10 protein-coding genes are annotated in these 14948 nt (G+C 69.4%); 2 read left to right on the forward strand and 8 right to left on the reverse strand.

Translation table 11 applies throughout. The features are described from left to right. The first annotated feature begins 218 nt into the window (after positions 1-218). The gene (locus MJ797_RS19865; protein ID WP_374582633.1) at positions 219-1808 is read left to right on the forward strand and encodes a GAF domain-containing SpoIIE family protein phosphatase; all 1590 of its coding nucleotides are present in this window, start codon (positions 219-221) and stop codon (positions 1806-1808) included. 61 nt (positions 1809-1869) lie between these two features. Here the strand turns inward: MJ797_RS19865 and pabB are convergent, their stop codons facing one another. Next, entirely contained in the window at positions 1870-3030 is a 1161-nt protein-coding gene (gene pabB / locus MJ797_RS19870) for an aminodeoxychorismate synthase component I (protein WP_239337933.1), read from the reverse strand. Positions 3031-3532: 502 nt separating this feature from the next. Between pabB and MJ797_RS19875 the strand changes: the two genes are divergently transcribed. Continuing rightward, complete coding sequence (locus MJ797_RS19875) at positions 3533-5377, forward strand: hypothetical protein (RefSeq protein ID WP_239337935.1); 1845 nt, start codon at positions 3533-3535, stop codon at positions 5375-5377. A gap of 26 nt (positions 5378-5403) precedes the next feature. Here the strand turns inward: MJ797_RS19875 and MJ797_RS19880 are convergent, their stop codons facing one another. From MJ797_RS19880 to MJ797_RS19910, 7 genes are all read right to left on the reverse strand, one after another. Continuing rightward, positions 5404-7032 (reverse strand): serine/threonine-protein kinase, encoded by a 1629-nt coding sequence (locus MJ797_RS19880; protein ID WP_239337944.1) that lies wholly within the window; start codon positions 7030-7032, stop codon positions 5404-5406. Then, the gene (locus MJ797_RS19885) at positions 7029-9269 is read right to left on the reverse strand and encodes a transglutaminase domain-containing protein (protein ID WP_239337947.1); all 2241 of its coding nucleotides are present in this window, start codon (positions 9267-9269) and stop codon (positions 7029-7031) included. Before MJ797_RS19885 ends, MJ797_RS19880 begins: the two co-directional genes overlap by 4 nt. Next, positions 9266-10636, reverse strand: a complete 1371-nt coding sequence (locus MJ797_RS19890) for a DUF58 domain-containing protein (protein ID WP_239337962.1) — start codon at positions 10634-10636, stop codon at positions 9266-9268. Before MJ797_RS19890 ends, MJ797_RS19885 begins: the two co-directional genes overlap by 4 nt. A 5-nt stretch (positions 10637-10641) precedes the next feature. Next, positions 10642-11613, reverse strand: coding sequence for a MoxR family ATPase (locus tag MJ797_RS19895; protein WP_239337968.1), 972 nt, complete (start codon positions 11611-11613; stop codon positions 10642-10644). A 190-nt stretch (positions 11614-11803) separates the two neighbouring features. Further along, complete coding sequence (locus MJ797_RS19900; protein ID WP_239337964.1) at positions 11804-12784, reverse strand: glycine betaine ABC transporter substrate-binding protein; 981 nt, start codon at positions 12782-12784, stop codon at positions 11804-11806. Between the two features lie 130 nt (positions 12785-12914). Then, positions 12915-13718, reverse strand: a complete 804-nt coding sequence (locus tag MJ797_RS19905) for an ABC transporter permease (protein ID WP_239337966.1) — start codon at positions 13716-13718, stop codon at positions 12915-12917. After that, complete coding sequence (locus MJ797_RS19910) at positions 13715-14926, reverse strand: ATP-binding cassette domain-containing protein (protein ID WP_239337976.1); 1212 nt, start codon at positions 14924-14926, stop codon at positions 13715-13717. The genes MJ797_RS19905 and MJ797_RS19910 overlap by 4 nt, the downstream gene beginning before the upstream one ends. Positions 14927-14948: the final 22 nt, after the last annotated feature.

Genomic DNA, 14948 nt, shown 5'->3' on the forward strand with positions numbered 1-14948 from the left:
ACCGCGCCCCTCGTCACCTGACGATGATCTGCCGCCATCCGCTGTATCGGCCTTTCCAGGCACGACAAGCGAGCATTGTCCCGCTGGCCGCCCTGGCGCGCCTGACCGAGTGGCTGCCGCCGGAAGCTGTTCGACCGGGGCGGCCCGCGGATGTTCTTCCAGCCGCTCGTCGAGCTGGCCACCGGACGAAACCGGACAGTGAACGCTGAGCGACAGCCATGCATAATGTCGATTGCTGTTTCGTTCACTTCGTTCGACGTCCACCCGATCGGTCATTCGCAGACCCGTCCCCCGCGTCTGCGCCCACCCGGCCGGGCACGCTTGTAAAGGGCTATCCAACCGCACGGACCTGCGGCAGCCGGCCCCATGCGACAGGGCACGGGGGCGCCCGGCTCGACGTTGGAGGGGACCTTGTGAGCCAGTACGGCGAAGCCTGCGGCCACCCGGTGTGGGGCACCCAGACAGAGGCCCACGCCGCTGAGACCGTCGAGCCGATCCCCGCCCGGATCGCGCAGCTGCGTCGCGCCAACGAGCGCGTGCGGGCGCTGCTGGACGCTGTTCTGCTCATCAGCCGGGAACTGGACCTGCCAGTTGTGCTGCGGCAGATCGTCAGCACCGCCATGAAACTCGCCGACGCCCGCTACGGCGCCCTGGGCGTGCTGGACGAGCGGGGCAAAGGCCTGGCGGAGTTCATCCCGATCGGTCTGAGCCAGCAGGAGTACCACGCCCTGGCGGGAATCGAGCAACCACACGGCCATGGGCTGCTGGGCCACCTGATTCGGCAGCCGACCTCGATCCGCGTGGACGATATTCCCACGCACCCGGATTCGGTAGGATTCCCACCGGGTCATCCACCAATGCGCACCATGTTAGGCGTCGGCATCGGTGTGCGTGGCCGAATATACGGAAACATCTATCTTTGCGACCGATCGGATGGGCGGCCTTTCGACAAGGAGGACGAGGCTGTCGTCGTGGCGCTGGCAGGTGCCGCCGCTGTCGCGGTGGAGAACGCCCGCCTGTTCGACCAGGTCCGCACCGGTGCCGAACAGTTTCAGCGCCTGCTCCTGCCCCGCCTGCCCAACCTGGCTCCGTTGTCCGTCGCCGAGGTCTACAAGGCATCGACGCAACGAGGCTCGCGAACAGGGCATGTCGGTGGGGACTGGTACGACGCCCTGCTGCTGCCCGACGGAGCGGTCGGGGCCGTCGTCGGCGACGTCGTCGGCCATGACCTTGTCGCCGCGGCCGCCATGGCCCAGACCCGCAACATGCTGCGCGCCCTGCTGTACGACAAATGCGGCCCACCAAGCGCCGTGCTCACCCAGCTCGACCACACGCTGGAAGCGATCGAGGAAAATCCGGTGACCACCATCTGCCTCGCGCGCATCGAGCCGATGGGCGGGAGGTGGAAACTGTCCTGGAGCAGCGCCGGCCATCTCCCACCGCTGCTGCTCACCCCCGACGGCGGCAGCCGCTACCTGCAGACCGAGCCCGACGTACCGCTGGGGGTCGACGTCGGCCTGCCTCGCCACGACCGCACTCTCGCGTTACCGCCAGGCGCCACCCTGATTCTGTTCACCGACGGGCTCGTCGAACACCGTTCCCATCCGATCGACCATGGTCTGGCCGCGCTCGCCGCGCTGGCCGCGACCTACGCCGACCAGCCGTTACCCACGCTGTGCCACGCGCTGGCCGACGAACACCCCAGCGACGGCCACGACGATCTGGCCGTCATCGCGCTCCGCATCCCCAGCGAAAGCCGCGTCCGCCTGGCCGGCCAGCCACCGCACCATGCGGACGTATCGTCCTGACCCGGCGGTGGCAGCGGGACATGTCCAGCGAGGTCACGCGGATACCCAATGATTATCCGCGTCAACAGCACCGGGAACGGTCCAGGCGGACGAGGCGGGTGAAAACCTCCGTCTTGGCGGCCAGCTCCGCGTACTCAGCGGCGGGATCGGAGCCCCAGGTAATGCCACCGCCAACGCCATAGGCAGCGACGCCCGTGGCACGGTCGAGCAGAACAGTACGGATCGGGACACTGAAACGAGCCTGGAAAGGGGCATCGGCAGGCGCAACCATGCCGATGGCGCCACAGTAAACGCCCCGCGGACCATCCTCCACATCCCGGATGATCTCCATGGTGCGCGGCTTGGGCGCACCGGTGACCGAGCCGCACGGGAACAGCGCGCGGAACACCTCAGACAGGCCGATGCCTGGGCGCAGGCGCGCGCACACCTCCGAGGTCAGCTGGTGCACCGTCGCGTACCGCTCCGCGCGCAGCAGGGAGGTCACCCGTACGCTGCCGGTGACCGCGACTCGGGCGAGGTCGTTGCGCACCAGGTCAACAATCATGATGTTCTCGGCGCGTTCCTTCTCGCTGGCGCGCAGGGCCGCGGCGATCGCCGCGTCCTCGGCCGGGGTATCGCCCCGGCGCGCGGTGCCCTTCATCGGCCGCATCCGCACCTGCCGGCCCCGGGTCTCGAAGAACAGCTCCGGGCTGGCGCTGGCGACAACGAACATACCGATGTCGAGGTAGGCGTTGAAGGCGCCGCGCTGGCCGAGCGCGAGGTCGGTGTAGAGGGCGAACGGGTCACCGAGGGTCTCCGCGGTCAGGTGGGTGGTCAGGTTGACCTGGTAGGTCTCGCCCGCGGCGATGTGCCGGCGGACGGCCTCGACGCGGGCCCGGTGGGTCTCGGAGTCCCAGGCCAGCCACCACTCGCCGACCCGGTAGGCAGCCGGGTCCGGCTCGCGGACGGCCGGGACGAGACGGGGCGGGGCACACACGCCGAACCAGGCCAGCGGCAGGCCGTGAGCGGGCGGGTGGACGGCGAGGCGCCGGTCCAGCGCCGCCTCGTAAGCAACAAAGCCGCAGGCCCACCAGCCCCCGGCGGTCGCGGCCTCGACCTCGGCCAGCAGCGGGGCGACGTCGTCGGGCCGGACCGCCGCCAGACGGCAGGCGGGCCGCGAGAACTCCCAGGCAACGCCGGCCCGCAGGTCGTCGAACCTGGCGAAGCAGTTCCGGCCTCGCACGACCTCTCCTCTCCGTTTCCCTGGCCCGCGGCCGGCTTCCCCGGCCCGCGGCCGGCGTCGCGAGGGCGCGTGGGACGCACGTGGGACTTCCGTGAAGCGCCGCATTCTCTCGCTCATCGCCGACATACGCCCCGCGAGGTGCGTTGGGACCGCTCCTCACGCCCGCGCTCCGGTCCGGCAGCCGCAGCTTCATGATCTACGAAAAACTTGGAGCGACCGGCAGCAGGGCGTTCGATCAGGCAGCGGCGTCCGGGTGGATGGATCGCGAGGCGCGTGCCCCGGCCCCGCGATGCCGCGTCCCCTGTTGCCGGGCCTTCTTAGCCCGGTGGCGCATCGAGGCCCGGTGGCGCATCGAGCTGAACGAGACGGCGGGCGGAACCATATTTCTGGCACACTACCTCGCCCGCATTACCGATGATCATACAGGCATATAACGGATTGGCCGGAAAGTGGCCATATACTGACGTCGAGTGCACGTCGGTCACGCCCGGAAAGGACGGCGATGAGGCGAACTCGCAGCGAGCGGTCAACCCGTCGACGGTTGCTGTCACGGTTCGCGGAGTCACGGCTCGCCAGGTCACGGGCACGCGGAGCGGTCGCGGTCCCGCTGGCGCTCCTGCTCGCCAGCGGATCGGCGGTCATCGTGCTGGGGCAGAGCGCGGGTTCCGCCGTCGTGCGGCTGGGGGACGTCGGCGCATGGCTGGTCAGCAGCAGCCAGGGGATCATCTCGCATGTGAACGGGCCATCCGGGCGAGCCGACGCCAGCGTGACCATCAACGGCGGCAGGGAACATCACCTCACGGTCACCCAGGATGGGCCCAACGTCCTGGTCACCGACACCGACACCGGTGTGACCAGCCGGATCGACCCGGTCGGGCTGGCCGCCGCCGAGCAGCGGGGCTTCGGAACCGGCACCACCGTTGTCGCGGGCGCGGACCAGGCATATGTCATCGACGCACACGTCGCCGGGCAGGTCCAGCGGATCGACCCGAAAACGCTGGACCCGCTGGGCGCGCCGCTCTCCTTTGGTTCAGCGATCGGTGGTGCCGGGCTGACGGCTGACGGCACGCTGTGGGTGGCCTTACCTGAGAAAGGGCAGCTTGTCCCGGTCCGCCGCGGCACAGCGGGAACAGCGGTCACGGTCGCCCGGCCAGGCTACCGACTGTCACTGATCATAGTAGACGGGCTGCCGGTCGCGGTCGACGCGACCACCCCAGCGCTGGTACCCGTGCGCGACGGCCGCCCCGCCCCGGCGCTGCGGCTGCCGGACCCAGCCGGGCAAGGGCGTCAACTACTCGTGGCGCCGTCCGTCGACGGCCATCTCGCCCCCGTCATTGTCGACGGGACGACCACGATGTTGCTGGCCGACCCGGGCGCCGGTGCTGTCCGCGTGGTCGATCTCGGCTCCCAGGACCCATCCGGGAAGCTCGGCGCTCCCGTGGTAGCCGGAAACCGAGTGTACATACCCGACAACGACAAGGGACGGTTGCTGGTCTATGCAGCCGACCTGGGGCAGTTCAGCTCGCCGATCCCCGTCACCCCTGGGCCGGCGAAGCTCACCGTCTTCGTCAAGGACGGGATGGTCTGGGCAAATGACGAGCGTGACTCCCAGGCGGTCCTGGTCCGGCCGGACGGCTCGGCCCACCGGATCGAAAAACACGCCCCCGACGTCGCCGGCAGCGCCGCCAGCGCCCCACCTCGGCCACTGCCCACGCAGACGATCACACCGCCCCACGAGGCCCCGCGCTCCCAGCCGTCGACAGCCGCCCCACCCCAGCCGCAGCCCGCGCCCGTGATCCTGGCTCCCCGCCAGGCCCCGCGCTCCCAGCCGTCGACAGCCGTCCCGCCCCAGGTACCAACCCCAATCGTCGGACCAGCCCCCAGCCCGAGCCGTACGGCCCCGCCTGCCGGTGGACAGCCGACTCCGGCTGCCCCGCCCGCTGTCTCCCCGTCACCCACTCCCGTTCAACCATCCGCTTCGTCCCAGCCGCCCACTCCCGTTCAACCGCCCGCTTCCTCCCAGCCGCCTGCTTCCTCTCCGCCCCCGCCGCCAGCTCCCACCACGTACCGCGAACAAACCGGCAGCACTGGCTCTCCAACATTCAGCAACCCGCACAACGCTTCCGGTCAAGGCCCGCGCATCGCGGTGGGCGCCTACGTTGAGGTGCAGTGCCGTGTATATGAGCCCCTAATCCAGTCAGCCAATCCGGACGGCTGGTGGTACAGGATTGCCAGCAGCCCCTGGAACGGCCAGTACTATGGTGTCGCGAACAACTTCCGGAATGGCGACGTCCCTGGCCAGGGCCCGCCCTATCACAACACCGACTTCAACGTCCGCGTTTGCTGACGCGAATTTCGCGATAGAACCATGACTCAGGACGGGGGCGGTGTGGCGCCGCGGATACAGGCGAAGTCCGACCAGGCCACGATCAGGCGGTGCGTGGCGGGATCGATGCCCAGCACAGGACCGACTCGGAAGCAGTAGCCCTGCGCGGGATCGAGATCGGAGATCTGGTTGACGGTCGCGCCGGCTGGCAACGACTGCGCCGAGCCCAGGCCAGGAGCGGTCGCGGTCTGCATCACCAGATTGCTGTTCCGTGAGCCGTTCTGCCAGGTCAGCGTGACCGTCGCTCCAGCGTCATCAGCGCGTAGACCAGTCGGGCGCGCAGCCTGCAAGTCGGCGGAGGTGACCGGCGCGGGCGTGACCAGGGATGGCGTGGGGGAGGCCGTCCTGACGGAGGTTGGCAAAGAGCGCGCCGGGCTGGGCCGGCGCGGAGCGAGGACTGCTATCACCACCAGTGACAGGATGATCGCCGCAGCGGCCCCGATCACCACCAGAACCCGCCGTGGCTTCGACCTACCGGCCCGGCCCGATGCCGCGGTGCCCGGGCTCGGCCGGGCCGGTCTGCCTTCCCGGAGCAGGGTGATCTCCTGCATCGCGCCGCCCATGCGGCGGTCGGTATCGGAATCCACGGCAGCGCCCGCTAGCGCATGATCTTCAAGCGCGGCCGGTGCGGGTTGTGGCGGCGGGTCCGGATGCGTGAGCACGTTGGGAACAACTTCAGCAACGGCGTCGGGGACGGCCACAGCTTCGCTGCTCTGCCTGGCGTCCACAAACGGGCTGGGTGCGCCAACCGCGTCTACGGCGTTATCAGGCATGCCGAGTGGTTCCGGCGCTATCCGCGGGACGGTGTGGCCGAGGCGTTCGTTGAGGTGACGGAGGTCCGCGGCGAAGGCGTCGGCGGTCTGTGGGCGCTGCGCCGGATCGCGTGCGAGCGCCGTCCGCAGCAGGTTCTCCACGGATTCGGGCACGCGCTCACGAGGCAACGCGGGAACGTCCTGAGTCAGGACGCGCAGCACAATGGTGGCCGGGCTGTCGCCCGGCCGGTATCCGAACGGCGGCGAGCCCGCCAGCATGGCGAACAGGGTCGCGCCCAGCGCGTAGATGTCGGTTGCGACCGACTGTTCCTCTCCCTGGAGGACTTCCGGGGCCGTATAGGACGGCGTGAACGCATCCTGGCTCATGGATGTTTCCGAGCCCGCCAGACTCGCGATGCCGAAATCGCTGAGCACCGGTTCATCGGTGTCGGTGAGCAGTATGTTGCCGGGCTTGACATCCCGGTGGATGATTCTGGCCTCGTGCGCGGCGTGCATGGCCTCGGCGATTTTCGCACCGATGTGAAGGGCTTCGTGTGCCCGCATCGGGCCGCTGCGCTGGATCCGGTCGGCGACCGAGCCCCGCGGGAGATACTGCATGGCGATGAACGGATGCCGGTCCTCCGTCGAGCCAGCCTGGAAAATCGTGATGATATGCGGGTGACCGGTGAGACGTCCGGTTACCCGGCATTCCCGGGTGAACCGCCGTTCCGCGGCGGAGTCCCGAAGATCGGCGTTAATCACCTTAATAGCCACCGTGCGGTCAAGATGGTCCTGATAGGCAGAGTAGACGGTGCTGAACCCACCGTGCGCAATCACGGTGAAGGACCGGTAACCGGGGATCATCGGTATCTCCTCCCCCGGATGACCTGGCTGGGGGCGAGCCGCCCGGCCATGCGCCGGTGCAGCGGCACGACCCGCCGCAGCTGTGCGCGCACCTGTTTCTCGTGCAGCCAGGCCTTGTCGGCCTCAGCGGGGCCGATGCCGTTCGCGGCGAACAGCGCCGTGGTGACGAGATCCGCCAAGGACGCCAACGACGCTCGGCCACTGGCGCCGATCCCGGCCGCGGCGATCCCGGCCGTCTCAGCCGGGGTGGCCGCGGCCGGGATCGCTATGCCGGCGCCCGCCAAGGCGTCGTGTGTGCTGTGCCAGGCACCGACCACGCGCGTCCGGGGGATACGCGCGCGCCGTCCCCGCCGACGGCGCGCCACCGGCGACCCCGCGGCGGCCGCCAGGTAGCCGAGGGCACAGGCGAGCACGACAGCACCGGAGATCACCCCCACGTACACCCGCAACGAAGTGTGACGAACCACCGGCGGAGCGGATGGTGGCGCTGCCGGGTACTGCACGGGCACGGCCGCCGCGGCCTCGGCCCGCCGCGCCCGCTCGCTGGACTCCCCCGATGCCGAGGAGGCGACCTCAGTGCCGCCACGCCGCGACTCCTGCGGCGTCGGATAGAACGGCAGCCAGCCCACACCCGCGAAGTCGATCTCCGGCCAGACCAGGACGTCTCCGGTGTGGACGTCCGCTGTCCGCGGCCCACCGGGAAAGGCGAACCCGACCACGACCCGGCTGGGCAGGCCCAGCACCCGGGCGGCGACCGCGAACACGGTCGCGAACTGTTCGGAGGTGCCCCGCTGGCTCCTGGTCAGAAAGTAGTTGAGGTGTCCGTAGGTGTGACCAGCCGGCGCAAGCGAGTCATAGCTGAAGGTGCCGCGGAGATACTGTTCCAGCCCGAACGCCTGTTGGAATGGGGCGATCCTCCCAACGGACCCCCGCCGGGCAGCCTCACGCACCGAGTCGGGTAGGCCAGGCGGCAGGTAGCGGGCGGCGTCGGCGTCAGCATCGGTAGCCGGCTGCGACACAGCAAGGGCAGTTGCGTCAGGGATGGTCTGCGGTGCGGACACCACCGTGTACCGGCGACCGGGACGCACCGGCACGGCGCTGAGCAGAACGCCGCTGTCGACGTCGACGGCCAGGCCCACGCCGTCAAGCCGGACCGGGCGGTCCATGGCGGGCAGCCAGACACCGTCCAAACCGTCGATCTCCACGTCCTGGCGTAGCTCCCCGCTGCGCGGCAGCTCCCCGGCCACCGCCGGGACCTGGCGTCCGGCCGGTTGGAAACGAGCTGACGACGTCCAGGACCGGCCGTCGAAACGGTCGAGCACGGCCAGCCGGATGTTCTGTGCCGCGGCTTGCGCCGCGTTCTGTGCCCCATCCTGTGCCGCTGACGTGCGCACGGCGAACAACAGCCGGCCCGGGTCACCGAGCCAGGCCGCGACCTGGTCCAACGGGTTTACCGTGGATATCGGGTGCAGCGGTACCGCACGGTGTGCGCGTATGTCGTACGGGTCGCGGCCGTGCGCCGGTGACAGGAGCGGACCGAGCAGGACGGAGGCCGCCGCGACGGCTACCGCCGCAACCACCCCGATGACGGCTCGGCTCGCGGACGATCCGGATCCACCGCGGCCGCTGGCGGTCGTCAACGACCGGATCTCGGCGCGCCGGCACAGTATGAGCAGCCCAGACGCCGCCACCAGAGCGGTCGCGACCAGCAGGTTCGACCCCGGGGCGGACACCGTCAGCGTCACCCCGGCCACGAAGACCACGACTGCCGGGACGGCTGGGAGCAGCACCGTCCGCGTCCTTGCCACCAGTTCCGCACCGACGCCAGCCGCAAGCCATGTCAACGCCTGCGGCACCACCAGCAGATCCGGCGAATCCGGCGCCGGCAGGGTCACCGCCAGCAGCCGGGCCCAGCCGTTGAGCAGACCGTCGCCGACCGCGGGCAGCACACCGGGAACCGTCGGCGAACCGTGCCGGAACAGCGTCACCGCGACGACGCCCAGCCACAGCGCGGCCCAGGCCAGCAGCGACGCCGGCAGCGACAAAGACAACGGCACCCGGCGACGGCGGGGCGTCCCCGCGAGCAGTGCCACGGCGATCACAGGCACGACCGCCGCCAGCGCGACCGGGCCGGTGAGCGGGCCCCAGCCGAACGCCCGATGAAACGATCCGCCGGCAAGCCCGGCCATCACCGTGACCACGGCAAAGCTCCCGGCCCGGGACCAGAGCGCCGTCACCGTACCCTCCCGGTGGGAGTCGCCGGCCACGCCGGCACCAGCGCGGCGGCATCGGCGAGATCCAGGACACGCAGTCGTTCGCCGCCCGTGGTGACCGACCATGGCACCGGCCCAGCTCCGGCTCCAGTGCCGGCAGCGGCACCGGCAGCACCGACCCGAACCGCGATCACATGCTCGAACCAGCTGGCAGCCGAGGCGACCACAGCCACCTGCCCGATGTCCATCCCACCGGTGACAAGCGTGAGCGTGCCGATCCCGCCACGGCCAAGCCCCCGGACAGCCGCGGCCAGCGCGTCATCCGGGCGGGTGCTGGCGTCGCCGGGGTCCCGGTCCCCCCTGCCGGATCCGCTGGTACTGGGCCGGGATCTGCCAGCCGCCGGCATCGCGGCGTCCCATTCGACGCCGGCAAGCACGTCGAGGACGATCTGGCCGTCGCCGCGCCCGCCACGACCCGCGACCCGAACATGCCCGGTGGTGTGCAGCCGGACCGGGAAACGCAGCCGGGCCGAGGCAAGCAGAACCGAGGCGGCAACGTCCACCGCCGCGTCGAACCCGGCCTCACCGGACGCTCCGGACGGGTATGCGTACGCCCGCGTGTCCAGCAGGACCGTCGTGACCGGCTCGCTCGGATCGACATACCGCCGCACCAGCAGGGTGCCCGCCCGTGCGCTGGAGCGCCAGTGCACATGCCGGAGATCGTCACCGGGCACATATTCGCGGAGCGCATGGAAGGTGACGCCGCCTTCGGTCCGGCTGTCGACCGACAACCCGTCAGGGCTGCTCGACCGAGCGGACACCAGCGGCGTCAGCGGATACACAACCGGGTGGACGCGCACCACGGCCGGTTCCCCGACCTGTTGGGAGCGCGACAGCAAGCCGAACGGGTCAGTTCTGCCGACCTGCACCGGGCCGACCCGCAGCACCCCACGGCGCGCGGTCGGTAACGGCAGCGCGATCGTGCGCCGCGTCGATCCCCGCAGGGAACGCAGGTGTGTTTCGGTCGCCTCCTCCCCGTGCGGCACGCGGACCCGCAGGGCACCGCTGGACCGCTCCGCGAGGTTCCTGATCGTCACACTCGCGACAGCCGCCTCACCGCGACGGACCCGGCCGGGAACGACCTCGATCTCCGCGCCTAATCGCGGACGGTAGGCGACCGTGACCACCGCCGCCGCCAGCACGACGACACATCCCACCGCGAGCATTGACAGTTCGGCAAACCGCAGCACACCCGCGGCAGCCCCCAGCACGACCGCGGCGCAGGCCACTGCCCATCCGGTGGTGGTAACCGCGCGAAGCGCGCGCCACGCCGGACCGCGTACCGCCGACGGGGCGGCACCTGCCACCGGCCGGGATCGGCGAGTGGGCATACCGGTCACACTCCAGCCAGCGACCGAGGCACCGGTATGGACTCGAGCACCTCGCGGACAGCGTCCTCGGCGGTGTAACCACGCAGTTCCGCGTCTGGCGCCACCAGCAGCCGATGCGCGAGCACGGGTGCGGCGAGCGTTTTGACATCGTCCGGTGTGACAAACGTGCGTCCCGCCGCGGCGGCCCGGACCTGGGACGCACGCAGCAGGGCGATGCTGCCGCGCGGGCTGGCGCCCAGCCGCAGCTGTGACAGCGTGCGGGTTGCCGAGACCACGTCAACCACATACTCGTGCACGGTGTCCGCGACGTGGGTACGCGCACTCGCGGCGACCAGCGCCAGCACCTCGTCGGTGGACAGCACCGGGCTCAGGTCCTCCACCCGCATACCCGACCGGCGATTACGCAGAATCGCCACTTCGGACTGACGATCCGGATAACCCATCCGTACTCGCATGAGAAAACGGTCCAGCTGCGCCTCGGGCAACGCATACGTGCCGTCCATGTCGACCGGGTTCTGGGTGGCGACGACGAAAAACGGCAGCGGCACCGCATGGGGCTGGCCGTCAACAGTGACCCGCCCCTCCTCCATAACCTCCAGCAACGCCGACTGCGTCTTGGGCGACGCCCGGTTCACCTCATCGGCCACCACCACATGGGCGAACACCGGCCCGGGATGGAACGCGAACTCGCCGGTTCCCTGGCGGTAGACGGTCACCCCGGTGACGTCGGACGGCAGCAGATCCGGGGTGAACTGGATGCGGTGACAGGACGCGTCCAACGATGCCGCGACGCACCGGGCCAACGACGTCTTGCCCAGCCCCGGAACGTCCTCGATGAGCAGATGCCCACCGGCGAACAGACAGGTCAGCGCCAGCGAAACCGCCTCGGTCTTTCCCCGCACCACCAGTTCGACGTTGTCGACAAGAGCCTGGAAGGCGGTCGTGAAATCGAACGGGCCAGCGCCGCTGGTTGGCATCGTGGACACGACGACATCGTAGCCAGGCGCGCCGCACCAACGGCCGGGCAGTGGATACGTAACCGCTGTGGGCGGCCGGCGGCGCGCCGATACCGCCCTCAGCACGTATTCACAAACGAGCCCTTCCTGCCGCCCGCGGAGCACGGGCGGCAGGCTGGCAGTGTGTGCTCGGCTTCCGCTCAGGTGTCGCTCAGGTGCCGATGAAGCCCTTGCTCTGGAGCCAGGTCCGGGCAACCTGGGTGGGATCCTGGCCCTTGATGTCGACGTCGCCGTTGAGCTCTTGGAGAAGCCCGTCGGTCAGGGCAGGCGCGATTGCATTGATGATCTTCGCGAGGTCGGGGTGGTCCTTGTAGACGGATTCACGGACGGTGAGCGCGGGGTTATAGACGGGGAAGAAATGCTTGTCGTCATTCAGGACACTCAGGCCGAGCCCGCTGATACGCCCGTCGGTGGTGGCGGCCTCCCCGAAGTTGCAGGGATTGTTCTTGGCCACCGCACTGTAGATGGCGCCCTCAGCGATGGTGGCGAGACCGTCCTTGGGCACGGTGAAGTCGTACGCCTTCTGCAGGCCGGGCAGTCCGTCGTTACGGCCGGCGAACTCGCTGGCTACGCACATGGACGCTTTTGCCGGGTCGGTCCGTACGAGCCGGGAGTAGTCGGAGAGCGAGCTGACGCTGAGCTCTTTGGCGGTGCTGGTCTTCACCACAATGGCGTAGGTGTTGTCAGCCGGTGCCGCGGTGAGCCAGGTGACGTGATTTTGTGCCAGGTCCTCCTGTGCGACGGCCTGGTACAGCTGAGCCGAGTCGTTGATCGGGTCGGTGTGCTTAAGATAGTTGACCCAGGCGGTCCCGGTGTATTCCCAGTACATGTCGATGCTGCCCGATGTCAGCGCGGTGCGGGTGCTGTTACTGCCCTGCAGCCCGCACTTCTCCTGAACCGTCGCGCCGGCTGAGCGCAGGGCGAGGCTGGTGAGGTGGCAGAGGACGAGCTGCTCGGTGAACTCCTTGGACCCGACGGTGAAGGTGGCGCCCTTCAGCGAGACGCCCCGCGCGAGGCTGCCTTCCTTGGCGGCACCGCCGCTGGAGCTGAAACACCCCGCGGTCACAGCGGTGAGGACCACGGCAAGGACGATGCGGGTGCGGCGCGGGCGGTGACCCGGCAGTGGGCGCATGATGCTTCTCCTTGGGGCAGATGTGTTTATGCAGATGGGTTTATGAAGGTGCACGGGAGGAGATGTTCGCAACGAGCCGCGGCCAGGACTTCTCAGCCACGCTCACAAGGCCACGGTCCAAAGCCACGGTCTAAAGGCCACGGGGACGCAGGTAACGTTCGGCGAGGCCGACAAGCCAGTCGCTGGTCAGCGCGAGCACGGCGGTCAGGACGCTGCCGGTGAGCAGGACCGGGGTCCGGTTGAGCGCGATGCCGGTGTTGATGAAATCGCCCAGGCCACCGGCGTTGGTGAACGCGGCCAGCGTCGCGCTGCCCACGTTGAGGATCACCGCGATCCGGACGCTGGCCAGAATCACGGGGACGGCCAGCGGGAGTTCCACCCGGAACAGCACGGCGGTTCTGGTCAGCCCCATACCCCGGCCGGCGTCGATGAGCGAGCGGTCAACGCCCTGCAGGCCGACCATGGTGTTACGCAGCACCGGCAGGGCCGACACGAGTACGAGCGCGATCACCGCCTTTTGGAACCCGATACCGACAGTGACCGCAAGCAGTACCAGCACCCCCATGGAGGGAATGGCCTGGCCGATGTTGGCCAGGGCGAGCAGCGGGGCGACGAACCGGCGTAACCGTGGTCGCGTGAGCAGCACACCGAGGGGTATCGCCAGCACGATGACCAGCGCGGTGGACCCGGCGACCAGTTCGATGTGCTCGATCAGCCGCTGGGTGATGAGTTGCGGGCTGATCGATCGCCGCTCGATGTCGTCGAGGTTCTGGGCGTGCAGATAGGCCAACAGCGCCACGCACGCCGCGATGAGCACTGCCGGTGTGGCCAGCACGCCGAGCAGCCGGCGAAAGGTTGTTCGGCCGGCGGATTCCCGCGGTGCCCATGGTGTTTCGGGCGGTTCCTGATCCGCGAGCGTGGTGATCGCGCTCATCGCCGCCCCTCTGACAGGCGGGCTGGTTCCGCGGGCGGCCCCGGCCGCGCACCTCGGGCGGGAGACTGCCGCACAACGGATGACCAGGAGAGCGCGCCAACGGGATGTCCCTGTTCGTCGATGACGACCGCGCTGTCATCGCGGGCGTGCAGCATCGCGTCCAGCGCGTCGTGCAGGCTCTGGTCGGTCCGTACGACGGCGATGGGGATGGGGGGAACGGGGATGGGGATGGGGATGGGGAGGTCGTTCCCGGCCGTCCGGGTTGCGCGATGGTCGGTGGGATGCAGCCAACGCAGCACTCCCCCGGTGTCGTCCACCAGCACAGCACGCCCGGAATCGGGCCCCCGCTCAGCGGGGGCGGCACCGGTACGGGCATGGACCACCTCGACGGGTTCGAGCGCGATGGAGCCGACCGGTTCGAGGCGTAACCGGCGTATCGCGGCACCGGTTCCGATGAACGACCTGACAAACCCGTCGGCTGGTTCGGCCAATATTTTCGACGGTGTGTCGTACTGAACCAGGCTGGCCCGCTCGGCCAGCACGGCAATGCGGTCGCCGAGTTTGACCGCCTCACCGACGTCATGGGTGACGAGCACAATGGTCTTGCGGATCTGGGCCTGCAGGTTCAGAAACTCGTCCTGCAGCCGTTCCCGGGTGATCGGGTCGATGGCTCCGAAGGGCTCGTCCATCAGCATCGCGGGTGGGTCGGCGGCCAGCGCCCGGGCCACTCCCACGCGTTGCTGCTCGCCGCCCGAAAGCTGTTTGGGGTAGCGGCCACGGTACGTCCTGGGCTCAAGGCCGACCAGGTCGAGCAGCTCATCGACGCGGGCCCGGACGCGGCTCTTGTCCCACCTGAGGGTCCGCGGTATGAGACCGATGTTTTCGGCAATCGTCATGTGGGGGAACAGGCCGACCTGCTGGATGACATAACCGATGCGTCGACGCAGCTGGTCGGGGTCAGCCCTGGTGACGTCCTCGCCGTTGAGGAAGATCCTGCCCGCGCTCGGCTCGATCAACCGGTTGATCAGGCGGAGAGTGGTGGTCTTGCCGCAGCCGGAAGGACCGAGCAGCACGGCGATCTCGCCGTCACGGATGTCCAGCGACAGCTCGGAAACCGCGGGCGCGGACTGGCCGGGATAGTGCTTGCTGACTTGCTCCAGCCGGATCATCACGTCGTCCGGCGGAACCGCGGTGGAGCCGTCGGTCATCGAAGACCCCGGGAGACGGTGA

The organism is Protofrankia sp. CiP3 (genome assembly GCF_917627345.1).
GTDB lineage: Bacteria > Actinomycetota > Actinomycetes > Frankiales > Frankiaceae > Protofrankia.

What these genes read in the sequence shown, in the direction of transcription:
- MJ797_RS19875 (WP_239337935.1), top strand. Translation starts at nt 3,533, where the DNA reads ATGAGGCGAACTCGCAGCGAGCGGTCAACCCGTCGACGGTTGCTGTCA.
- MJ797_RS19905 (WP_239337966.1), bottom strand. Translation starts at nt 13,718, where the DNA reads ATGAGCGCGATCACCACGCTCGCGGATCAGGAACCGCCCGAAACACCA.
- MJ797_RS19890 (WP_239337962.1), bottom strand. Translation starts at nt 10,636, where the DNA reads ATGCCCACTCGCCGATCCCGGCCGGTGGCAGGTGCCGCCCCGTCGGCG.
- MJ797_RS19910 (WP_239337976.1), bottom strand. Translation starts at nt 14,926, where the DNA reads ATGACCGACGGCTCCACCGCGGTTCCGCCGGACGACGTGATGATCCGG.
- MJ797_RS19880 (WP_239337944.1), bottom strand. Translation starts at nt 7,032, where the DNA reads ATGATCCCCGGTTACCGGTCCTTCACCGTGATTGCGCACGGTGGGTTC.
- MJ797_RS19865 (WP_374582633.1), top strand. Translation starts at nt 219, where the DNA reads ATGCATAATGTCGATTGCTGTTTCGTTCACTTCGTTCGACGTCCACCC.
- MJ797_RS19900 (WP_239337964.1), bottom strand. Translation starts at nt 12,784, where the DNA reads ATGCGCCCACTGCCGGGTCACCGCCCGCGCCGCACCCGCATCGTCCTT.
- MJ797_RS19895 (WP_239337968.1), bottom strand. Translation starts at nt 11,613, where the DNA reads ATGCCAACCAGCGGCGCTGGCCCGTTCGATTTCACGACCGCCTTCCAG.